The sequence below is a fragment of the Pseudomonas saxonica genome (assembly GCF_007858365.1).
GTDB classification, from domain to species: domain Bacteria; phylum Pseudomonadota; class Gammaproteobacteria; order Pseudomonadales; family Pseudomonadaceae; genus Aquipseudomonas; species Aquipseudomonas saxonica.
Genome location: NZ_VFIO01000001.1, coordinates 524,733 through 547,104, shown reverse-complemented (window position 1 = coordinate 547,104; position 22,372 = coordinate 524,733). Strand labels below are relative to the sequence as shown.

Genomic DNA, 22,372 nt, shown 5'->3' with positions numbered 1-22,372 from the left:
CCCATCGTGGCCGTTGTGCTGTAACAGATGCCTGCCAAGATAGGTGAGAACTATTTGCAATGGAGGTGCGGGTCGCTGTGGCTGTTATTCAGTGACTCGCCAGCGACAAGTATGGGCAGTCTTTCGAACATTAACAGCGATGGGGTGCTGCTCTTTGGCTCGTACACCTTCCACGTCCGGCAGCGACTGATCCTTGACGGTGATCGGCCACTCAATTTAGGCGGGCGCGCACTGGACATCTTGCAGTTGCTGGTCGAGCGGGCAGGCGAGGTGGTCAGCAAGGATGAGTTGATCGCTCGTGTGTGGCCCGACACGGTGGTCGAGGCGATCAACCTTCGTGTGCATATTGCGGCCTTGCGTCGGGCTTTGGGCGAAGGACGCGCCGAACGGCGTTACATCACCCACGTTCCTCGACAGGGATACCGTTTTATCGCGCACGTACAGGGCCCGGGAACCTTGGGCGAGCCGGTGCTCAAGCCGTTACACAATTTGCCTGGACGGCTCACAACCCTTGTTGGTCGGGATTCTTACGTCGCCAGTCTGGTCAGGCATATGCTCGGTAAACGCCTTATCACACTGGTCGGCCCGGGCGGCGTCGGCAAGTCCACAGTGGCCTTACGCACTGCCGAGCTGCTGATGCAGCACTACCAAGACGGCGTTTGGCAAATTGATGCAGGCGCTATCGAGGATCCTGTCGAGGCGTTCGAGCAGATGGCCCTCAGGGTGGAACAAGCGCAGTGCCATGCCTTGCTGGTGCTGGATAATGCGGAAAACCGGCTGCAACGTTGCTACGAACTGGTCGAACATGTGCTGAGGGTCGCTCCCCGCGTGTCAATTCTGATCACCAGCCGTGAACCTTTACAGGTCGCAGGGGAAACTGTCTTGGCTGTGCCGGCGCTGAGCGTACCCCCGAGCGAAGGTTCGCTTTCGGTTGAGCAAGTTTTTGGCTATTCAGCCGTGCAACTGTTTGTCATGCGTGCGCGAGCCCGTCAGCAAGACTGGATCCTGCGCGAGCAAGACCTCGACGCCGTGGGGGAACTCTGTCGACGGCTGGACGGCCTGCCGTTGGCCATTGAACTGGCCGCATGCCACATCGATACGCTGGGGTTGGTCGGCTTGCTCGCACTACCGGACCACGGTTTACAGGGGCTGGCTCAGGGAAGACGAACGGCCGTTGAGCGGCATCAAAGCCTCAGGGCCACGCTGGACTGGAGCTATCAGCACCTTAGCCCGCTGGAGAAAACGGTGTTGCAGCGGTTGTCGGTATTCAGACAGGCTTTCACATTGGCCGCACTGACCCGAGTGGCTGCTTGCCCAAGCGTAGTGCCGGCGCTGTTGGCCGCAGCCGTGGAACGCTTGGTGCTCAAGTCGTTTTTGACGATGGAGCAGGGCAGCCGCGCGCCCCGTTACTGTTTGTTCAATACGAGCCGGGCTTATGCCCGTGCGATACGTGAAGAACCTGACGAGCCCAAGCCAGGTCCGGCGTAGCCAACCCTTCTGTGAAACGGTTATAAATCGGCGCCAATAGCGTATGGGCTTGCGCGTTACGGCCTTGCTCGTGCCAGAGCAGAGCCAGAGATGTAGCCGTGCGTAGCTCCCAGGCCAGCGCGCTCTGAGCTCGCGCCACCGTCAAGGCATTGAGCAAGAGTGCTTGGGCCGCATTGGCGTTGCGCGCTGGGTCGTCGACCAGAAGCGCTTGGGCTTTAGCCCGCAGAATTTCCGCAGTACACCAGCCAGCCGCCCCCGTTTTGGCGTTGAACAACAGTTGATCGTCGACCGTGCTGGCGTCCAGCGTGAGCACAATGTCCTTGATCAGTCCTGTCGCCGGTTGTGCGGGTGCTGGGGCTGCTGAGCTGTCGATCACTTGCGCGTAATGCCGCGCCCACGTGTAAAACAGCAGCACCGAATGTTTCTGCGCCTGCTCCAGCAATAAACGCAACAGCTTTCGCGCTGTCAGAGTGTCGCCATTGTATTGGGCGATCAGGCAACTGCCGAGCGCCAGGGTGTAGCAGATCGAGTTGCCATGGTTGATCTGCAGCGCAATATCCAGCGCCTGACGAGCTGTGCGCCAAGCGTGTTCGGGTTGGCCTTGCAACCACAGGATGCGCGCCAGAATCGTCAACGCCGCCACACTCTGGTCGTACTGCACCCCAAAGCCGTGGGTAAAACGGTTGCGGTGCCCGCTATGGGCCATCCGCTGGATCACTTGTTCAGCATTCACCCGCGCCTGCCCCTGATCCCCGCTAAAGTGCAGTGCCAAGCCGCGCAAGCGATCCGTGCTGAGGGCCAGCACGGCGTCGTTGTTTAACCTCAGAAGGTCGAACTCCCGGCTTTGCTCCAACGCTCTTTGATAATTGCCACAACTGAGATTGACCGCCATATGCCCCGACACGGCACGCAGTTGCCCGGACACATCGTTGCATTGTTGGCCCAGGATTCGGGCGCTGACAAAGGCGTCAATGGTCTCTGTCGTGCCGCCTTGGGTGTGATAACACGCGCTGCCCAAGGCCAGTTTGAGGGTCATTTCCAGTTCAGGTTGTGGCTGCGGCGGGACAGTCAGCAGCAAGAGGGCTTTGCGCACATAGTGGCCGTGCTCCTTGAGCAGCGACAGTTCCTGCCACAACGGTGCGGAGTGTGCGGCCAAACGGATTGCCAGCGCCTGTGGGCCATCACCGTTCAAACCCCAGTCCAGCACCCCGCGCACATCTTCCAGGCCGCGAGCGTAACGCTCGATCCAACGGCTTGTCGTCACTAACTCCCAGTCATGCCCGGCATATTGCATCAGCTCAAGACAACGCTCGGCATGGCGCGTACGGGTGGCAGTCAACTCATCGCACTCGTCGAGTTTTTCCAGGGCATAGCTGCGGGTTGTGTCCAGCAGACGGTAGAACACGTCTTCGTCACCGATTTCGACATTGACCAGCGATTTGGCCACCAATTGCGTGATGGCCCCCAGCACTTCGCCACCGATCACCGCCGCGGCTGATTTGACAGTGAAGCCACTGCGAAACACGCTCAGTCGACGCAGGCAGGTTTGCTCTAAGTCGGTGAGCAGGTCGAAGCTCCAGTCGAGAGTCGCACGCAGGGTTTGATGCCGGTGCAGGGGACTGTGCGAACGTTGGGCCTGCAGGCTGAAGCTGCTTTGCAACTGACTGAGCAAACCCGCCAGCCCCAATTGAGCGACGTGCCCGGCTGCCAATTCAATGGCCAGCGGAATGCCGTCCAGTCGCTGGCAAATGTCGATGGCCAGCGGCAACTGAGCGTCGTTGAGTTCAAAGTTGTCCTGACAGGTCATGGCCCGCTCGATAAACAGCTGCAGCGCCGAAAAACTCAGGGCATGCGCACGGTTGAAGGCCGCGCTGGGCGGCGGGCAATCCAGTGAATCCAGACGCTGCACGAATTCACCCTCGGCCCGCAGGCTTTCGCGGCTGGTGGCCAGAATATGCACCTGCGGCGCACCGCGCAGAATGTCTTCGCAGAGCACAGCGATGGCATCCACCAAGTGTTCGCAGTTATCGATCACCAGCAGCATCTGCCGGTCACTCAAAAATGCTACCAGTTCCTTTATGGGCTCGCCGTCGTGCAGCGACAGTTCGAGCAGCGTCGCCAGATGCGCAGTGATCAACTGTGGGTCAGTGAGCGCCGCCAAGTCCAGAAAACCAATACCGTCGCGATAGCGTCCGATCAGGTGCTCCGCCACGCGCAAGGCCACGGTGGTTTTACCGATACCGCCGGGCCCGACCAGCGTGATAAAGCGCTGGCGCGGCAATGCTTGCACCAGGCGCTCGACCAGCGGTTGACGCCCGAGCATACGGGTTTGACGCACGGGTAAGTTATGGCCTTCAGCCACAGCGTGAGCGTCAACGCGCTCGATGGTTTCGACCGAGTACGGGGCGACAAAGCTGTAGCCGCGCTGGGCCACGGTAATGATGAAGCGCTGACCGTTCTGACCGTCGCCCAGCGCTTTGCGCAATGCAGCCATGTGCACGCGCAGGTTGATGTCCTCGACTACACTTTTGGGCCACACCCCGGCAATCAGGGTCTGCTTGCTGACCACTTGACCGGCGTGCGCCAACAGGATCAACAAAATGTCCAACGCCGGGCGGCCAAGGCGCACGGGTTGTTCGGTGTCCATCACCCGACGTTGTTCGGGGTAGACCCGGTAGGGGCCGAAGTGAATGGCCTCAGCTGCGGGAAAAGTCAAAGGAGCGCTCCGGCAAAAATTAACAACGTTTAACTCGTTCGATATCCGTTTACGCCTGACACTCTGAAACCTCAAGCGAAGCAGAAGGCATCGGCCTTCCCGGCACAAGGATGAACAGCTCATGAGCACTTTCACCACCCGCGACGGCACCGAAATTTACTACAAGGATTGGGGGTCTGGGCAGCCTGTCGTGTTCAGCCACGGTTGGCCGCTGAATGCGGATAGCTGGGAATCGCAGATGTTGTTTCTGGCGTCCAAAGGTTATCGAGTGATTGCACACGACCGCCGTGGGCATGGCCGTTCCAGTCAGCCGTGGACAGGCAACGACATGGACACTTACGCCGAAGATCTGGGGGAGTTGATTGCACGGCTTGATCTGCAGCGCGTGGTGCTGATCGGCTTTTCTACGGGGGGCGGTGAAGTGGCGCGCTACATTGGTCGTCATGGCACGGCCCGGGTGGCCAAAGCGGCGCTGATTTCGTCTGTACCGCCCTTGATGCTGAAGACTGAAGCCAACCCCAAAGGCTTGCCGATTGAAGTGTTTGACGGTATTCGTCAGGCCTCTCTGGCCGACCGTTCGCAGTTGTACCTGGACTTGGCCAGCGGCCCGTTTTTTGGCTTCAACAAGCCAGGCGCCAAAGCTTCGCAGGGCATGATCGACTGGTTCTGGATGCAGGGCATGACCAGCGGCCACAAAAACGCCTACGACTGCATCAAGGCGTTTTCCGAAACCGACTTCACCGAAGACCTGAAAAAATTCGACGTGCCGACGCTGGTTGTACACGGCGATGCCGACCAAGTGGTGCCCATCGAGGCGGCCGGGATTGCGTCGGCCGCGTTGATCAAAGGGTCGACCCTCAAGATTTACCCCGGCGCACCACACGGTTTGACCGACACCCACAAGGACCAGTTAAACGCCGATCTGCTGGCGTTTCTCAAGGTTTGAGGCTCAGTTTTCGCTAAAACGGTGTATCCGCTGACGAGGCACGAGGCTGCGATCGAGTGCGAAGCGCTCGCAAGACCTGTGAAGGCGGTCAATTTTTAGCGCCGCGTTATCGGGTTTTACGACGACTTCGTCGCCGATCGTAGCCTCGTGCCTCGACAGCGGCTACAGAGCGTGTTCAGAGTGATGGAACCTTGCGCAATGGCTGACACCAACGAGATGGAGGTCGTGACCCTGGTGATCAAACATCGGGTCAAGGCCGGTTTTGAAGTGCCTTACACAACCTGGTTGCGCAATATCGTGCGCATCGCCGGGCAATGGGAAGGCCACTTGGGCGTAGACGTGATACCCGGTAAAAATGCCGGCCTCGATACCTACACTTGCATCCTGCGTTTCTGCTCCACCGACGCCATGCAGCGTTGGCTCGACTCCCCCCAGCGTCGTGAGTTGGTCAATGAAGCCCTGCCAATGCTGGCGGACGGCGACCAGACCGAAGTGAATCCGGCCAACGAGTTCTGGTTTACGCCGCCGGACGAAACCCGATCTCCACCCCCTCGCTACAAGCAAGCAGCGCTGACGCTGTTGGTGATCTTCCCGCACACCTTGCTGGTGCCGATGATCTGGAAGCCCTTACTGGCCTTTAGCCCGGTGCTGTCCAACTACGTAGTCGCCACCTTTGTTATTACGCTGACCATCGTGTTGTCGGTGGTTTATCTGTTTATGCCGATGGCGACGCGTGTGTTCGCGCCTTGGCTGACGTCATCCACTGAGCCCAAGGAAACGCGATGAGTGCCGATCTGATTTTGTTCAATGGTCAATTTCACACCGTTGACCGCGAAAACCCGCGTGCCAGCGCCGTGGCCATCAGCGATGGCCGTTTTGTTGCGGTGGGCACCGATGCGCAGGCCATGGCCCTTCGCGGCGCAGGCACACAGCTGATCGACCTCAAGGGCCGCTGTGTTATTCCCGGCCTCAATGACTCGCACCTGCACCTGATCCGGGGCGGCTTGAATTACAACCTTGAACTGCGCTGGGAGGGCGTGCCGTCGCTGGCCGATGCCCTTCGCCTGCTAAAAGAGCAGGCGGATCGCACCCCGACTCCGCAATGGGTTCGCGTGGTCGGCGGCTGGAATGAATTCCAGTTCGCCGAAAAACGCCTGCCGACGCTTGAAGAGCTCAACCAGGCGGCACCGGATACCCCCGTGTTTGTTCTGCACCTGTATGACCGTGCCTTGCTCAACCGGGCCGCGCTGCGGGTGGCGGGGTACACCCGTGATACGCCTAACCCGCCGGGTGGCGAGATCGTACGTGATGCCAATGGCAACCCGACTGGCATGCTGGTGGCGCGGCCCAACGCGATGATTCTGTATGCGACGCTGGCCAAGGGACCGAAGCTGCCGCTGGAGTATCAGGTCAACTCGACCCGCCAATTTATGCGCGAACTCAACCGTCTCGGTCTCACCAGTGCGATTGATGCCGGGGGCGGCTTTCAGAATTACCCCGATGATTACCAGGTCATCGAGCAGTTGGCCAAGGATCAACAGCTGACAATACGTATCGCCTACAACTTGTTCACGCAAAAGCCTAAAGAAGAGTTGAGCGACTTCAAGAACTGGACGAGCAGCGTGACTCTGCATCAAGGCGATGATTACCTGCGGCATAACGGGGCCGGAGAAATGCTGGTGTTCTCAGCCGCAGACTTTGAAGACTTCCTTGAACCGCGCCCGGATTTGCCGCAGAGCATGGAAGACGAGCTGGAGCCGGTGGTGCGCCATTTGGTCGAGCAGCGCTGGCCATTCCGCTTGCACGCCACCTACAACGAATCCATCAGCCGCATGCTCGACGTGTTCGAGAAGGTCAACCGCGATATTCCGTTCAATGGCCTGCCGTGGTTCTTCGATCACGCCGAAACCATCACCCCGCATAACATTGAGCGGGTGAGGGCGCTGGGCGGGGGCATTGCGATCCAGGACCGCATGGCCTTTCAGGGTGAATATTTCGTCGAGCGGTACGGTGCCAAAGCAGCTGAAGCTACGCCGCCGATCAAGCGGATGCTGGCCGAAGGCGTGCCAGTGGGTGCGGGCACTGATGCGACGCGGGTGTCCAGCTATAACCCGTGGACATCCCTGTACTGGATGGTCAGCGGCCGCACCGTGGGCGGTCTTGAGCTGCACGACGAAGGCTTGCCCCGGCTCACCGCACTGGAACTGTTTACCCACGGCAGCGCCTGGTTCTCGTCTGAGCAGGGCAAAAAAGGCCAGATCAAAGTCGGCCAATTGGCGGATCTCGCCGCCTTGAGCGCGGACTTTTTCAGTGTCGAGGAAGAAGCCATCAAGTGGATCGAATCCGTACTCACCATAGTCGGCGGTAAAGTGGTGTATGCCGCTGACGATTTTGAAACACTCGGCCCGGCCAGCGTGCCGGTGCTGCCGGACTGGTCGCCGGTGGTCAAGGTGCCCGGTCACTGGCGGCCCCATTCGCCATTGCACACGCAGGCCCACCAGTGCAGCGGGCCGTGCGGCGTGCATGCCCATCGTCACGAAACCGCTCGTTTATCCAACGCTCCGGTTAGCGACTTCGCCGGCTTCTGGGGCGCCTTTGGTTGCTCGTGCTTCGCATTTTGATGCAGTGCTTTAACACCCATCCCTCAAGGAGTTTTATATGAGCAATGTTCCGTACAAACGCCTCAATAAAGATGACGCCGTGGTGTTGCTGGTGGATCACCAGACGGGTTTGATTTCGCTGGTGCAGGATTTTTCGCCCAATGAATTCAAAAACAACGTGCTGGCGCTGGGTGACGTGGCCAAGTTTTTCAAACTGCCGACCATCCTCACCACCAGTTTTGAAAGCGGTCCCAACGGCCCGATGGTGCCCGAGCTCAAAGAGCAGTTCCCTGACGCGCCCTACATTCCACGGCCCGGTCAGATCAATGCTTGGGACAACGAAGATTTCGTTAATGCGATCAAGGCCACGGGCCGCAAACAACTGATCATTGCAGGCGTTGTGACCGACGTGTGCGTGACATTCCCGACCTTGTCGGCACTGGCCGAAGGGTATGACGTGTTTGTGGTGACCGATGCCTCGGGCACCTTTAACACGGCCGTTCAGCAAGCGGCATGGGCACGCATGACGGCGGCGGGCGCGCAATTGATGAACTGGTTCTCGGTGGCATGCGAGCTGCAAGGGGACTGGCGCAACGACATGGAAGGCTTGGCCAACTTGCTGTCCCAGCGTATTCCCAACTACCGCAACCTGATCAACAGTTACACCGTACTCACGTCCAAGTAAGCCGGCTGGGGGGTTAACGCCCCCTGATCCCGGGTATTGATAGCCCCGCGCGCACTAACCTAAATCCAGAATGTCGCCGGTAAAACAGCCCGTTATAGTTTCAGCGTTAAGCAGCGGGTCTTTCAGCGAGGAGAACCTGAACATCTCTTTGCGGGGTTCAGGCAGCATCGCCAGTTGTTCGGTGCGGTGGTTTTCAGTGTGAGCCAGCCAGCGTTCCACGCACTCATTGAGGTGCTCGGGCTGCTCGGCAAAGTGCCCGTATACATCAGCGCCGGTCACCGGTTTAAGGCTCAAGGGGTACAAGCGTTTGACGGTGTGGGTGATGTTTTCGACTTCTTTTATCAGCCGCAAATTCATGTCTTTGTGCGCCTCCCGGTATTTGTCCGGGCGATTTTGTGAGTCTTTAAAAGCGGCGCGCAAATCGCGCTGGATCTGCTCAAGCCCACGGGATACGAAGGTGTATTCAACTCTGGTTACCAGCGGGTTTTGGGTTTCCAGAGCCTCCATGTAGCGCTTCAATGCGGCCCAGCAGCGCGGGATGTAACTGTCGACCATAAAGTGCTGAGCCATGTCGAATAGCTGGCGCAAAAAAGTGCCGCGCTCGGGCAACCCGTCTTTGTAGCCTACGGCCACACTGCACACCGCGTGCTGGACGGCGGTATCGCACAGCGGTTGCCACATGATGTGCGAGACCGTGCCCTGACCAAAATCCACCGGCATAAAGTGACGCAACGTGCCGTGATGCTGATAGGGCTCGCCGGTCAGATTGGCCAACCCTGCGGCGAACAATGAAAGGCCGGCAGGCGCATTGGCAAAGGCCAAGACTGCGCCGGAGCCGTAAACCGCACTTTTGGTGTTCATCCACGTGGCCGGAACGCTGGGGATCGGGTCGTTATGGTTGACCATGCGGTGATGAACAAGAGATGCAGCGGCGTTGATAAAAGTGGCATCGGCCGCACGGGGGGCGCCGTAGGTGTAGAGCAGGACGTCGTACTGTTCAGGCCGGTTTCGCAGCATTTGCGCGAGCAACAGGGCAATGGCACCGCCAAGGCTGTGGCCGCAGATCATGATTTTTTGGCCGGTGTGAAATTTGTCGAGGTACTTCAAAATGAAAGTCGACGCTACTTTCGCTGCTTCATAAAACCCGCGATGCACCTTGCCTTCTCCTTCTTCGAAGGGCACTTGAAGTGCATCGGCATCGCGCAAGAAGTCCGCCCCGGCACTGGTGCCGCGTACAGCAATCAGGATGATGCTGTGGTTATGGGTTACGAAGGCTTGGGTGTCCGTGCCTGTGTTCCCGCGTAAGGTATCGTCCAAGAAATGGATGTTGGCGGGATTCTCTTGATTCGGTCCCAATAAGAGATTGTTGGACGCGTATAAAGCCGGGTCGAAAGGCACGATCTCCAGTCGCTCGGAGTAAGGCACCTCTTCATAGAATGGATAGTAGGGCTGGGTTTGCTCCGGGTTGACTTGCCAGTTCTCCATGAAGGCAGCCAGCTTGTCCCCAAACCAGTTACCCACGCTCGGTTCATGCTTAAAGCTGACGCGGGGTGTGGTCACGGGTTGCTCGTCAGGTTCCTGGCCGAAGGGGCAGTAACTCAAGGTGGCCATCAGGGCCAGTTGATACAGATTAAGCGCGCAAAATTCAGGCGTTGTGGAAAGCAGGGGGCGCAAGGCCCGTAAGGGCCGCACTTCAAGCACCGTCAGGCGCTGCGGCGCGATACAGACACCTTGGGTGCCAAATCTGCCCATGAGCCGACGATCCGCCACGTTCAACGGGAAGTGGCACTGCACCTTGGGGGGCAGGTGGGACACGTGCTTAACCAGCTGACGAACCTCGACCTGGCAGTATTCATCTGTACCGCTGATGGATAAAGGTTTTACATGGGTGCGTGATCCGTCTTTTTTAAAGTAACGAGTCTGCTCAGCTCTGACTTGTAGCTCGGTAATCGGAAGGGGATAGTGCTCTCGCCCCATCAGCTTTGTATAAGTTTCAATGGTTCCGTGATAGGCCGTGTTGAATGTAAGTGCGATGGCCCCTGCGCAATGATTTTTCACTTCGCCTGTGCCGTTTGCATTTAAAAAACCTTTGTACTTTAGGTCTTCTGAATCTGTAACTTCGAAAGCCAGTCCGGCATAGGGCTCGCCTGAACCGAACTCATCGACTAATTGAAAACGGGTTGTCTTTCCCATTTTCGGGCAGGCTAAAACGCGATCTTTAAAATTGATGTTTTTCAGGCTGTCTTGAATGCTCATTTGTTAGCCCTTTTTATTCTGTGCAGCCAGGATAAATGGTGCACTGTTTGCCGTCAGGCATTATATAGCTGCTGAAATCTTTATGGTTTCCGTAGCAGAACGCAGATTGATCTTCAAAAGATTTACCCATGCAACGTTTCCAGCCGTTGGGGACCTTTACCCATGTGTCTTTCATATAGGGTTTTTCCTCCTTGTCCAAGGTGATTTTTATTTTTACTGTTTTGCCGGGTAGTTGATTTAGTGCATAGGGAGCCCAAGGCTTATATGGTGTTAATTTGCCATTGGCATCGGCATCTTTGCACATGAGGATTTTTCTAAGTACACGCGTTTTGCCCATGGTGCGGAAATACCATTTGCACCGTCCATAAAAAGCACTGACGCCTTCGGGGGTAAATTCTTTCTTGAATTCGGTGGGTACAACTTCACGGGTCACAACTATTGCATCGTCGCCACTATAATCATTCCGGTCTGTGCCGTAGATGCCGTAAATTTTCAGTCTGATACGACTAATCACCAGCGGACAGCCACTGACCGTTCGGTATAACGCAATAGTCGACTCATTTTTGTAATCCTTGCGCCAGTGCCGGTTGTATCCCACTCGCGTGTTCTTACCTCCCGGTACTGTGCAGGTTTCCCCTTTGGCAGGTACATAGACAGCAGAAGCCCGATAATAAAAGTTGGGCGGTAAATCAGCCGTAAAGGTGAATGTCTCGGACTTGCCTGTAGAACACCCCGTCAGTATTCCCATGCAGGCCATGATACTGAGTAGTTTTAATAGGCAGTGATTCAATGCGTGACTCATGCTGTTCATTCAGTACACCCGGGATAAATAGTGCACTGTGTGCCGTCAGGCATTATAAAGCCGCTAAAGTCTTTATAGTTCCCGTAACAGAACGCGTATTGATCTTCAAAAGATTTGCCCATGCAACGTTTCCAGCCACTGGGCACCTTTACCCAAGTATCTTTGAAATAGGGTTTTTCTTGTGTATCTAATAAGATTTTAAGCTTTACTGTTTTTCCTGATAGTTGATCCAGGGTGTATCCGGCTACAACACGTCCCAAGGTTGAGACGCCATTTGAGTTGCTGTCTTTACAGTCGAGAATCTTTCGAAGCACTCGGGTTTTGCCGGAGGTACGGAAAAGCCACTGGCATTTACCGTAGAAAGTGTTTACGCCTGTCGTGTCAAAGTGCCCCTTGTATTGTTCAGGCAATGACTCGCGAATGACTACGTCTGCAGTATCGCCGTGCAAATCACTCCAGCCTGATCCATAAACTCCATTGATATCCAACTTGATTTTACTAATCACCAGTGGGCATCCGCTGACAGTCCGATATAGCGCAATAATCGATTCTGCTTTGTAATTCTTGCGCCAGTGCCGGTTATATTCAACCCAAGTATTCTTGCCTCCGGGAACGGTGCAAGTTTCACCTATGGCGGGGACATAAACAGCATCCGCCCGATAATAAAAATTCGGCGGTAAATCAGCCGTAAAAGTGAAGGTCTCAGACTTGCCTGACGTGCAACTTGCCAATAATGCGGCGCTGGTCAATACAGCCAGCACGTTGAGTGTCCGGTTCATGACCGCCCCTTGATAGTCAAAACATTCGCCAAGTGGCTGACGCGTGCAAAGTGCGTTGCAGGGTCTTCGTCGTCACGCGGGTACCACGTGCGAGGCAGTTCGAACTCGGGGCTGTCGAGGCTGCGCGTAAACAAAAACTCCAGCTTTTGCTGATCCCGCCAACCCCATCTGAAGGCCTGATTGCGTTTGCTTTTCAGCCACGCAAAGGGCATTTGACGGGCTGCCAGCTGTCGATACTGGTCGTAGTGTTTATCCAGCACATGGCGGTGGGCATTGAGCGCGTGTATGGAGTCAAGCTTGTCGAGATTGGGCGGTATGTTGAGCCAATCAAGGGTCTCGCTCAGCGGGTGTTCGCCTGGGGTGGGGTTGTCGGTGATTGCCCAGTGCTCGTCCTGCCAGCGGCACACGCTGATGGCAGGGCCAAGGTAGGCGCCCTGCTGCTCGGGCGAAAGGTGCGCCAGTGCCCGGTTGAGTACGCGGTTGTCTTCAAAGCGGTACAGCACTTGATGGGGCGCAGCCCCTGCCAGGCAGCGTGCTCGCCAATGCTGCGCCAGCGCGGGGAGGTCGCCCGAGGCAATACTGGCCAACCAGCCCCAGTTGCCTTCGGGGGTATTGAACAATTGGGTCAACTGCTCACGGTCGCTGCTGTTGAGCACGATGATAAAGGGCCCGGCACTGGCCAGTCGGGACACAAGGGTCTGGCTGTAGACGCTGCAATAAGTGTCCGGCGGGCGGCCGTTGAGTAAGGTGTGGGAGGTGAGGCTTTCGCTGTTTTGATTGAGGATCAAACAGACGTCACGCACGTGGCGACGCTGCATCTCCAGCCATTGGTCTGGCGGCAGGGTAGTCATCGTGGATCTCCTTGGGGTAAGCACATGCCGTCTGCACAGGCCTCGCAGACCGGGCAAAAGTCACTGTCAAAAAGCTGTGCGATTTGCATCAATGCCTGCTGGTAAGGCGCTGGCTGTACCGGCAGATCGTGGTGCGCAGGCAGCCTTTCGGTTTGCCCGGGGAGCAAGGGCAGGGCAGGCATGCCCGGCACCGAGGCGCCACCCACCTGAATCGCGCTGCTGCAGTGAATGCCGGCTGCGCTGATGACCAGGTGTTGCCCGCCTGCCATCAAGGTGATGTCTGCCCCGGCGTCCAGCACCACGCGGGCGCCCGCTTTGAGGTGAACCTGTTGCCCGGCCTCGACCGTCAATGTTTGGCCCAGCGCGATGTGGCTGCTGGCGTCCACGTGCAGGTAATCGTTGGCTTTGAGGAGGGTTTTGCGGTCATGGCTGACGGTGTGTTGCTCGTCGCCCTTGAGTACCGTCACGCTGCTGCCTTTGACAGTGGCCTGGTAAACACCATCAACTTGCAGGCTGCTGTCATTTTTGACGTGCTGCTCCATGTTGCGCTGGGCGCGCACGTGGATCAGTTCCTGGCCTTTGCGGTCTTCGATGCGCAGTTCGTTGTAGCCGCTGCCATCGGGCGTGCTGCGGCTGCGCAAGAGGCTTTGGGTTTTGTTGGCGGGCAAATCCAGCGGGACAGGGTTGATGCTATTTGGGAGGCAGCCCGCAAGAAGCGGAAAATCAGGGTCACCATTTATAAAATTGATCAGCACTTCCATGCCCACTCGGGGGATGGTGATGGCGCCATAGGTATCACCTGCCCAACTGGAGGCGACGCGCACCCAGCAACTGCTTTGGTCGGACTCTATGTCGCTGCGGTCCCAATGCAGTTTTATGCGCACCCGGCCAAACGCATCGCAATGGATTTCTTCGCCCTCAGGCCCGGTGACGCGGGCGGTTTGGCTGCTGGATATGCGCGGCTTGTCGTAGATTTCTTGCGAGCGATAGGTGACGTCTGCCGGGATGGCCTCAAAGGTGTTGCGGTAGCCCTGGATAAATTCGCCAGGCCCGGACGGTTGCTGGCTGTGGCCGTGCTCTTCGAGCACTTGCGGTTGTTTGCCTTCATGGTGAACCTGGGTCAACAACCAGCGGCAATTCCACGCTGCACAGTGATGCTGGCTCAAAGGCATGAAATAACCGCTGCGCAATTGTGACTGGTCACTCTCGCCACTGACTTGGCAATAGCCGCTTTGATGACGTTCAAGCGCTCGGTCGCTTAAGCGCTCGCCTTGCCCCTGCTCGGTGAAGCCTCCCGGGTAGCTGTAGTGTTCGAGGGTGCGTTCGTCGGTCCGCGTACGGCTGTTGGCCTGTAATGTACGGCTGGCTTTTTTGAAGTCGTAGTCACGGCGGACGGTCCGGTTGGGCTGTGATTGCACGCCCCATTCAAAATGGTTGACTGAAGGCTCATCGGCCACCATGCCCTTACCCGGCACGTAAGGTGTGGGGTGCCTCAGGGGCGTGAACGCCTGCTGCTTGTCGCCGAAAATTAACAGGTGACGGTCGGGCGAATGCTGGAAGTAGTAATGAAAGCCTTCTTCGAAACACAGACGCTGAATAAAGCGCAGATCGGACTCCCCATACTGCACGCAATATTCGCGCTCGCTGTAGGGGGAAAACGCCTTGAAGGCGTAGACGTCGCTCAGGATGCCGTGCTCTTGCAGCACGGTTTCGATAATGCGCTGCACGGTCAGGTGCTGGAATATCCGGTGGTTGGTGCGAAGGGCCAGCTCGGCCAGGCGCGGTTCCAGGCTGAGGCGATAGTGCGACAAGCGTTGATCGGAGCGGGTGATGCGCACACTGGACACTTGGCCGTGGATACCGTTGCCGTTCTGGTCAAAGGCCAGGAAGCCGGGCCGGTGCAGTAGCAATTCAAGGTTCAGTTCAAGGCGCTCACTCACCAACTCAAGGGTGAAGGAGAAGGGCGTGCTGATGCCCTCGTCGCCCGTGAATGACAATACCCTGAAAGGGTGTGAACACCCATGAATGGACAGGCTGAAACGGTGTTGGCCATGTGAGGAGGGCATGCAGGCTCATCCCTGGAATGTAGGGATAAACGCTAACTCAAAGGCCATAACCTTCGTTGTAAGAAGATTCTGAAGTTTTTAAAAAAACTCGAGCGGATTCAGTTCGCGCTCTAAATGCTGCAAAACCGAGGCTGTACCAGCCCCCGTCTCATGCCAACTGATGCGGGCTTTCGCACGCTTCAGCGTGTCTGTAACCAGCTTAGGAAACCGCCTTTTTTTATCGGGGGCGGGGCAGCCATTAAAGCCGAGCGGCTACTTTGCTCGCGCACGGCCTTTAAGGTGTTCAAGGCGCGCCCCACGTCTGCCCGTTGTGCGATGCATTCACGGGTCAGGGACTTGTCAATCCGGTAAATGAGGGTGGAGGTCAATGAGGTGAAGGTTGCCTGTGACGGTGCGTCGGCGAGCACACTCTCTTCACCCATGATTTCTCCCGGCCCCATGCGCCCGGCTTCAACGGGCCCGGTTGCTCCGGCCACGTTGACGCTGATAACGCCCGTGGCGATGATCATCAGGCTGTCCGGCACTTCGTCCACGGTCAGCACCACCTGCCCGGCGGCGTAGGTTTGGGCAACCATGGAGCGTGCAATCTGGTTGCGTTCGTCTTCACTGAGCGAACGAAAAATTTTCACTTCGTCAAGCAATGCACGGGCACGACTCGCAGGTTCGATCACGCCGTCGAGCTGACGCGAAATACCGGCGGCCTCCAGATGGCGGTGGGCGAGGTCGAAGAGTTGATTGCGCACCTCACTTTTGTGCGCCAAATCAGCGATAAACCCACTGATGACGTATTCGGACAGGTTCTCGCCCGCGTCTTTGAGCACTGCTTTTGGCGCCGGGTTCAGCAACAAACGGCTGCTGCCCTGCAGCGTACGCTCCAGCGCATCCAGTACCCGGCGCGGACGAATGTGGTTGGGCACCTGCAAGCTGATCGATACCCCGTGCAGGTTGACTGGCCGGCTCAGGTTGACAATTTTGGCCTTGGCCGCCACCGAATTCGGCACCACGGCCGTGCTGCCGGCGCTGGTCAGCAGGTGAGTGGCGCGCCAGTCGATGTCCAGTACCTTGCCTTCAACCCCGTCGATCACAACCCAGTCGTCGACTTGATACGGTTTGGTGGTGTTGAGCACGATCCCGGAAAACACGTCGCTCAAGGTGCTCTGCAAGGCCAGACCTATAACAATGGCCATCACGCCTGAAGTGGCCAGCAAGCCCTTTACCGGGAGTTCCAGCAGGTAAGCGGCGGCGGCCACGATGGCCGCCAGAAACACCAGCGCGCCGATGACATCCTGCAACAAGCGCCCGCTGTGGCCGATGCGGCGCATCAGCACCAGACCGATCACTTCAGTGAGCACCCGCGCTGCATACAGCCACCACAGAATGCCTAATGCCGTGGCGCCCAATTGCATCACGGGGTCATCTGTAAACAATGGTGCCTGCAACGGGCTGACCCCAGCGTTGATAATGACTGCGCTGAACAGCATAAACAGTGCCAGTCGCACGCCGACCCGCAGAACCCGCTGCTTGAACGGCTGAGCGTGCCAAAGCAGGGTGTCGATCAACAGCAACAGGGCGCCCAGGGACAGCGGGTGAGCGAGGAGAAAGGACATGGGCAAACTCCATGGACGAGCGAGACAGGCGTGATTGGGAGACCATGAACACAGACTAGTCGGGTGTTGCCTACGTAAAAAGCCGCTATAAAGGGTTTAACTGTCTACCAGGTTGAGACAATGAACCCCTTTGAAGATATGCGTATATTTTGTCAGGTCGTTGACTCGGGCAGTTTTACGGCTGCCGCTGACCAATTGGACCTGTCCAAACAATTTGTCAGCCGCCGGGTGATGCAACTGGAGGAGCGACTGGGGGTGCGGTTGCTCAATCGCTCGACCCGACGGCTGGATGTCACGCCTTTAGGGCAGACGTATTACGACTCGGCCATGCGCCTGCTCAATGACGTGGAGCAGATGGAGCAGGGGATTGCCGGGCAAACCAGTGACCCGCGCGGCACCCTGCGCCTGAGTGCACCGTTATCCTTTGCGATGGCCCATTTGGGCTGTCTGCTGCCGTTGTTTTTACAGCGTTACAGCCAAGTTGCCGTTGAAGTGGACCTGAGCGATCGACCGGTTGACTTGCTCAGCGAGGGCTACGACTTGGCACTGCGCATTGGCGTACTTGAAGACTCCACACTGATTGCCCGGCGCATCGCCCTCATTGACCGTGTGTACTGTGCCAGCCCGGCTTATCTGGCCGAGCGCGGAACACCGCGTGTACCTGCAGACGTGCACAGCCATGATTGCCTGCCTTATGGTCATGGCCGCCAAGTACCGTGGCGGTTTGAAGAGGCCGGCAAGCCATTGACCATTCACGTCAGCGGGCGCATGCGGGTCAATAATGGTGAATTGCTGAGGGACGCGGCCATTGCGGGCTTGGGTTTGACCTATCTGCCGACGTTTATTGTGGGCGCGGCCCTTGAGGATGGGCGACTGGTGCGGGTGCTGGACGATTTTCGCAGTGCGCCACTGGCCCTGTCGGCGGTGTATCCGCAGCACCGCCAGCGCTCCCTGGCGGTTCAGGCCTTGATTGAGTTTCTGCGTGAAAGCCTTGATCAGACGCAAGAATCTTTATAGGCATAGGTGCGCAACTATGTTGTGTGGCCGCTGACGAGGTACGAGGCGGCGATTGGGCGCGTAGCGTCCATATAACCTGAGCGCTCAATGTACCTGACACCCCAGCGTGTCAGGCCCACGACAGCTTCGCTGCCGATCGCAGCCTCGTACCTCGTCAGCGGCTACACGGCATGGGCGGTTGCAGTCCCATGTTGCAGGCAAAGAAAGGCGACTATGGTTACTGCATGGATGTTCGCCGTAAACCACACGAGGTGACGACATGCCCCACAACGCCCGTCCCGCCGTTCTCGAATTGATCGGCAATACGCCCATGGTGCGCGTCAGCCGATTCGATACCGGCCTGTGCACGCTTTTTCTCAAACTCGAATCACAGAACCCTGGAGGTTCAATCAAGGACCGTATCGGTTTGGCCATGATCGACGCCGCCGAGCGCGACGGGCGCTTGCTGCCGGGCGGCACCATCGTTGAGGCGACTGCCGGCAACACCGGCCTTGGGCTGGCGTTGGTGGGGCGGGCCAAGGGCTATCGGGTGGTGCTGGTGGTGCCAGACAAGATGTCCACTGAAAAGGTCTTGCACCTCAAGGCCATGGGGGCCGAAGTGCACATCACTCGTTCCGATGTGGGCAAAGGCCATCCCGAGTATTACCAGGACGTGGCCGCAAGGTTGGCAGGTGAAATCCCCGATGCCTTTTTCGCTGACCAGTTCAATAACCCGGCCAACCCCCTGGCTCATGAGTGCAGCACTGCACCGGAGATCTGGGCGCAGACTCAACATGACCTTGATGCGATTGTCGTCGGTGTCGGATCGGCCGGCACCTTGACCGGCCTGACCCGTTTCTTCAAACGCGTGCAGCCCGATCTTGAAATGGTACTGGCCGATCCAGTGGGCTCGGTGATGGCTGAATACAGCCGCAGCGGGACGATTGGAAAGGCAGGATCATGGGCCGTTGAAGGCATCGGCGAAGACTTTATTCCTTCGATTGCCGATTTGAGCAGCGTGCGACATGCCTACTCGATCAGCGACGAAGAAAGCTTCGATCACGCCCGTCAGTTGCTGCGCGCCGAAGGTATCCCGGGCGGCTCCTCAACGGGCACCTTGCTGGCCGCTGCACTGCGATATTGCCGTGAGCAAACCGTGCCCAAACGGGTCGTCAGTTTTGTCTGTGATACGGGCACCCGCTACTTGTCCAAGGTCTATAACGACCAATGGATGAAAGATCAGGGGCTGCTCCAATACAAACATTACGATGACCTGCGCGACCTGATTGCCCGGCGTTTTGAAGATGGGCGGGTGATCAGTGTCGGCCCGGATGACACCTTGCTGACCGCGTTTCAGCGCATGCGTCTGGCGGATGTATCGCAATTGCCGGTGCTGGAAGAGGGCAAGCGTCTGATCGGCGTGATCGACGAATCCGACATTCTGCTGGGCATGCAAGAAGACCCTTCACACTTCAGCGCGTCGGTCGCCAGCGCCATGTCCCGCACCTTACAAACCTTGCCGCCGAGCGCCAGTCTGGCTGAACTTCAAGCTGAGCTCGACCGCGGCCTGGTGGCCATCATCGCCGACGCCTCGGGTTTTCACGGCCTGATAACCCGCGTTGACCTCCTTAATCACTTGCGCAGATCCCTTGTATGAGCCTTGACGATAAAACCGCCGCGCCCCGCGCGTTTGCCACCCGTGTAATTCACGCAGGGCAGGTGCCAGACCCTTCAACCGGCGCGCTGATGCCGCCGATCTACGCCAACTCCACCTACTTGCAGCAAAGTCCTGGCGTCCACAAAGGGCTGGATTACGGGCGCTCGCATAATCCGACGCGCTTCGCGCTGGAGCGGTGTGTTGCCGACCTTGAAGCGGGTACTCAGGCGTTCGCCTTTGCCTCCGGTCTGGCGGCCATTTCAACGGTGCTTGAGTTGCTGGACGCCGGTTCACATGTCGTCTGCGGCAATGACCTGTATGGGGGCACATTTCGCCTGTTCGACAAGGTTCGCCAGCGCAGCGCCGGGCATCGCTTCAGTTTTGTCGACATGACTGACCTTGCGACCTTCGAAGCCTCATTGTGCGATGACACGCGGATGGTCTGGGTCGAGACACCGAGCAATCCCCTGTTGACCCTCACGGATCTGGCCGCTGTCGCAGGCATTTGCCGAGCGCGCGGCATTTTGTGCGTGGCCGACAACACCTTTGCAAGTCCCTGGGTACAGCGCCCGCTGGAGCTGGGTGTGGATATTGTGGTGCACTCCACCACCAAGTATTTGAATGGTCATTCCGATGTCATCGGCGGCATTGCAATTGTCGGATCAAACCCGGAGCTGGCCGAGCGCTTGGGCTTCCTGCAAAACTCCGTTGGGGCCATCGCCGGGCCATTTGATGCCTTTCTGACCTTGCGTGGGGTGAAAACCCTGGCCTTGCGCATGGAGCGTCATTGCAGCAACGCGCTGGCGCTGGCGCAATGGCTGCAAAATCAGCCGCAGGTTGCACGCGTGCATTACCCGGGCCTGAGTTCCCACCCGCAACACGCATTGGCATGCCAGCAGATGCGCGGCTTTGGCGGAATGATCAGCGTTGAGCTGAACACTGATCTGGCAGGTGCCAAGCGCTTTCTTGAAAGCGTGAGTATCTTTGCTTTGGCGGAAAGTCTGGGGGGCGTTGAAAGCCTGATCGAGCATCCGGCGATCATGACCCATGCCAGCATTCCGGCTCAAACACGTGCACAACTGGGGATCGGTGACGGGCTGGTGCGCTTGTCGGTGGGTGTTGAGGCGGTGGAGGATTTACGCGCGGACTTGGCCCAAGCGTTGTCCAGAATCTAGCGTCGGCCCAAGACCTGCGCCTGCCCAATGAGCAGGCGCAGGTCTTGATTCGGTCAGACGATGGCGGGGAAGTCGGCCATCGAGTCCGGCCACGGGCTCAACACTTCAAAGCCATCATCGGTCACGGCGACCATATGTTCCCACTGGGCCGACAAGGATAAATCCTTGGTGACCACCGTCCATTGATCGGCCAGGGTTTTGACATGGCGTTTGCCTGCATTGAGCATCGGCTCAATGGTGAAAATCATCCCGGTCTTGAGCTTCATGCCCTGGCCCGGGTAGCCGTAATGCAATACTTGAGGCTCGTCGTGGTAGACCTTGCCGATGCCGTGTCCGCAGTACTCGCGCACCACACTGAAGCCTTCTTTCTCAGCCAGGGTCTGGATGGCATGGCCAATGTCGCCCAGTGTGGCGCCGGGGCGCACAACCCGAATACCGGCACACATGGCCTCGTAGGTGGTCTTCACCAGATGCCGCGCCTCGGGGGAGGGTTCGCCGACGAAGTACATGCGGCTGGTGTCGCCGTACCAGCCGTCCTTGACCACTGCGATATCGATATTGACGATGTCGCCGTCCTTGAGCGGTATGTCTGAAGGAATGCCGTGACACACCACCTCATTGACTGAGGTGCAGACCGTTTTCGGGAAGCCGTGATAGCCCACGTTACCGGGAATGGCCTTTTGTACATTGACGATGTAGTCGTGGCAGATTTTGTCCAGCTGGTTAGTGGTCACGCCCGCCTTGACGTGTTCGCCGATCATGGCCAACACCTCGGCGGCCAGTTTTCCCGCCACTTTGGACTGGGCAATCTGTGCCGGGCTATTGATAACGACGTTGGCCTTCATGAGTGCGCTCCAGTGGTCACAGGTGTGTCTTGCAAGGCTGCATTCAGATCAAGGCCGCCCGACTGCTCGGCACGCACCAGCAAGCGGCAGATTTGGTGGTGATCCAGATTGGGGTGCAGCTCGGTGAGCATGCCGATGCGCATCCAGTGTTCGGCTTGCGCATTGATGGAGCGGCTCAGCGCGTTGCTGGCGACCCGCAGGTTTTCATGCATTTGTTCGGAGATTTTGACGATGCCCATCAGGCTGCCCATATGAAATGTATATGGAACGTATATTAGTCGGGCGTTGGGCCGTAGTGCAACCCGTGGCTTTAATTCTCCGGCCAGGCTCGGTTCGCAGGGGCAGCTGCCAACCGGTCGTGTAACGCCTGTCCTGTCAGTGCCGGGTTTTGCAGGGTGTATTGATGAATCACAAGACCTGTCAGCAAATGGGCACACGGCCAAAGGTAGGCCGTGGCATCGGGATACCGTTTGAAGCGGGCCAGCCATCCCCATGGCATGCGTTCAAGGCTTGCGACTTCAAAGGTGTCTGCACGTGCATTCAGACCGGTGCCGAGGGATTTGGCCAGAGCTTCGGTACACACCCATAACGCACATTTGAGGATGGCCACAGGCTGATTTTGACTGACCGCCATCTGAAGTAGCCAAGGTTCTCTGTACCCCCATGAGCACAATGGAATCGTATCGAACGGCTGCCAGGCTTCAATATCGATCCCTGAAACGATATGGGCTGAGACGCTCGCCAGGCCCAGACCTTGATGGTGTGCGATGGACATAAATGCAGTGTGGTTATGTACATACGGTGCGCCCAGGGCATTATTGAAAATCGCTCTGAGACCGGGTTGAGAAGCGGGCATGCCTTGCTCCAGCGCCTGATGGGCGGCAAGGCGACCGGCAATATGGT

General features: G+C 57.8%; 18 protein-coding genes. 8 read left to right on the top strand and 10 right to left on the bottom strand.

Annotated elements, in window-relative coordinates; genetic code table 11:
- The first annotated feature begins 111 nt into the window (after positions 1-111).
- Positions 112-1,488 (top strand): ATP-binding protein, encoded by a 1,377-nt coding sequence (locus FJD38_RS02545; RefSeq protein WP_122781978.1) that lies wholly within the window; start codon positions 112-114, stop codon positions 1,486-1,488.
- Here FJD38_RS02545 and FJD38_RS02540 read toward each other — a convergent pair.
- Positions 1,418-4,204 carry an ATP-binding protein gene (locus FJD38_RS02540; RefSeq protein WP_244302697.1) on the bottom strand — a complete coding sequence of 929 codons (2,787 nt, stop codon included), beginning with the start codon at positions 4,202-4,204 and terminating at the stop codon, positions 1,418-1,420. The two genes, FJD38_RS02545 and FJD38_RS02540, sit on opposite strands and share 71 nt — an antisense overlap.
- Before the next feature lie 121 nt (positions 4,205-4,325).
- Here FJD38_RS02540 and FJD38_RS02535 point away from each other — a divergent pair, with 121 nt between their 5' ends.
- The 4 genes from FJD38_RS02535 (at position 4,326) to ycaC (ending at position 8,435) form a co-directional block, all read left to right on the top strand.
- The gene (locus FJD38_RS02535; protein ID WP_146383832.1) at positions 4,326-5,150 is read left to right on the top strand and encodes an alpha/beta fold hydrolase; all 825 of its coding nucleotides are present in this window, start codon (positions 4,326-4,328) and stop codon (positions 5,148-5,150) included.
- A gap of 198 nt (positions 5,151-5,348) precedes the next feature.
- Complete coding sequence (locus tag FJD38_RS02530; RefSeq protein ID WP_146383831.1) at positions 5,349-5,936, top strand: putative antibiotic biosynthesis monooxygenase; 588 nt, start codon at positions 5,349-5,351, stop codon at positions 5,934-5,936.
- The gene (locus FJD38_RS02525; protein ID WP_146383830.1) at positions 5,933-7,771 is read left to right on the top strand and encodes an amidohydrolase; all 1,839 of its coding nucleotides are present in this window, start codon (positions 5,933-5,935) and stop codon (positions 7,769-7,771) included. Before FJD38_RS02530 ends, FJD38_RS02525 begins: the two co-directional genes overlap by 4 nt.
- A 37-nt stretch (positions 7,772-7,808) precedes the next feature.
- Positions 7,809-8,435, top strand: a complete 627-nt coding sequence (ycaC, locus tag FJD38_RS02520) for an isochorismate family cysteine hydrolase YcaC (RefSeq protein ID WP_122781983.1) — start codon at positions 7,809-7,811, stop codon at positions 8,433-8,435.
- Positions 8,436-8,489: 54 nt separating this feature from the next.
- On the opposite strand, the gene FJD38_RS02515 is transcribed toward ycaC, so the two are convergent.
- From FJD38_RS02515 to FJD38_RS02490, 6 genes are all read right to left on the bottom strand, one after another.
- The gene (locus tag FJD38_RS02515) at positions 8,490-10,691 is read right to left on the bottom strand and encodes a lipase family protein (RefSeq protein WP_244302696.1); all 2,202 of its coding nucleotides are present in this window, start codon (positions 10,689-10,691) and stop codon (positions 8,490-8,492) included.
- Positions 10,692-10,704: 13 nt separating this feature from the next.
- Positions 10,705-11,502: a hypothetical protein gene (locus FJD38_RS02510; protein ID WP_244302695.1), complete on the bottom strand. Its 798-nt coding sequence runs from the start codon at positions 11,500-11,502 to the stop codon at positions 10,705-10,707.
- The gene (locus FJD38_RS02505; protein WP_146383829.1) at positions 11,499-12,272 is read right to left on the bottom strand and encodes a hypothetical protein; all 774 of its coding nucleotides are present in this window, start codon (positions 12,270-12,272) and stop codon (positions 11,499-11,501) included. The genes FJD38_RS02510 and FJD38_RS02505 overlap by 4 nt, the downstream gene beginning before the upstream one ends.
- Entirely contained in the window at positions 12,269-13,123 is an 855-nt protein-coding gene (locus FJD38_RS02500) for a DUF4123 domain-containing protein (RefSeq protein ID WP_146383828.1), read from the bottom strand. Before FJD38_RS02500 ends, FJD38_RS02505 begins: the two co-directional genes overlap by 4 nt.
- Positions 13,120-15,189 (bottom strand): type VI secretion system tip protein TssI/VgrG, encoded by a 2,070-nt coding sequence (gene tssI, locus FJD38_RS02495; protein ID WP_146383827.1) that lies wholly within the window; start codon positions 15,187-15,189, stop codon positions 13,120-13,122. Before tssI ends, FJD38_RS02500 begins: the two co-directional genes overlap by 4 nt.
- Before the next feature lie 179 nt (positions 15,190-15,368).
- On the bottom strand, positions 15,369-16,796 hold the full coding sequence (locus FJD38_RS02490; protein WP_146383826.1) for a mechanosensitive ion channel family protein: 1,428 nt from the start codon (positions 16,794-16,796) through the stop codon (positions 15,369-15,371).
- A 120-nt stretch (positions 16,797-16,916) separates the two neighbouring features.
- Between FJD38_RS02490 and FJD38_RS02485 the strand changes: the two genes are divergently transcribed.
- The 3 genes from FJD38_RS02485 (at position 16,917) to FJD38_RS02475 (ending at position 20,624) form a co-directional block, all read left to right on the top strand.
- On the top strand, positions 16,917-17,813 hold the full coding sequence (locus FJD38_RS02485) for a LysR family transcriptional regulator (RefSeq protein WP_146383825.1): 897 nt from the start codon (positions 16,917-16,919) through the stop codon (positions 17,811-17,813).
- A 259-nt stretch (positions 17,814-18,072) separates the two neighbouring features.
- Positions 18,073-19,449, top strand: a complete 1,377-nt coding sequence (locus FJD38_RS02480) for a pyridoxal-phosphate dependent enzyme (protein WP_122784440.1) — start codon at positions 18,073-18,075, stop codon at positions 19,447-19,449.
- Positions 19,446-20,624, top strand: coding sequence for a trans-sulfuration enzyme family protein (locus tag FJD38_RS02475; RefSeq protein WP_146383824.1), 1,179 nt, complete (start codon positions 19,446-19,448; stop codon positions 20,622-20,624). The genes FJD38_RS02480 and FJD38_RS02475 overlap by 4 nt, the downstream gene beginning before the upstream one ends.
- Before the next feature lie 53 nt (positions 20,625-20,677).
- Here the strand turns inward: FJD38_RS02475 and map are convergent, their stop codons facing one another.
- The 3 genes from map to FJD38_RS02460 form a co-directional block, all read right to left on the bottom strand.
- A complete protein-coding gene (map, locus tag FJD38_RS02470) occupies positions 20,678-21,469 on the bottom strand; it encodes a type I methionyl aminopeptidase (RefSeq protein ID WP_146383823.1) in 792 nt (263 codons plus the stop codon).
- Entirely contained in the window at positions 21,466-21,708 is a 243-nt protein-coding gene (locus FJD38_RS02465; RefSeq protein ID WP_146383822.1) for a ParD-like family protein, read from the bottom strand. The genes map and FJD38_RS02465 overlap by 4 nt, the downstream gene beginning before the upstream one ends.
- 71 nt (positions 21,709-21,779) lie before the next feature.
- The gene (locus FJD38_RS02460; RefSeq protein WP_146383821.1) at positions 21,780-22,325 is read right to left on the bottom strand and encodes a 4'-phosphopantetheinyl transferase family protein; all 546 of its coding nucleotides are present in this window, start codon (positions 22,323-22,325) and stop codon (positions 21,780-21,782) included.
- Between the last annotated feature and the right edge of the window lie 47 nt (positions 22,326-22,372).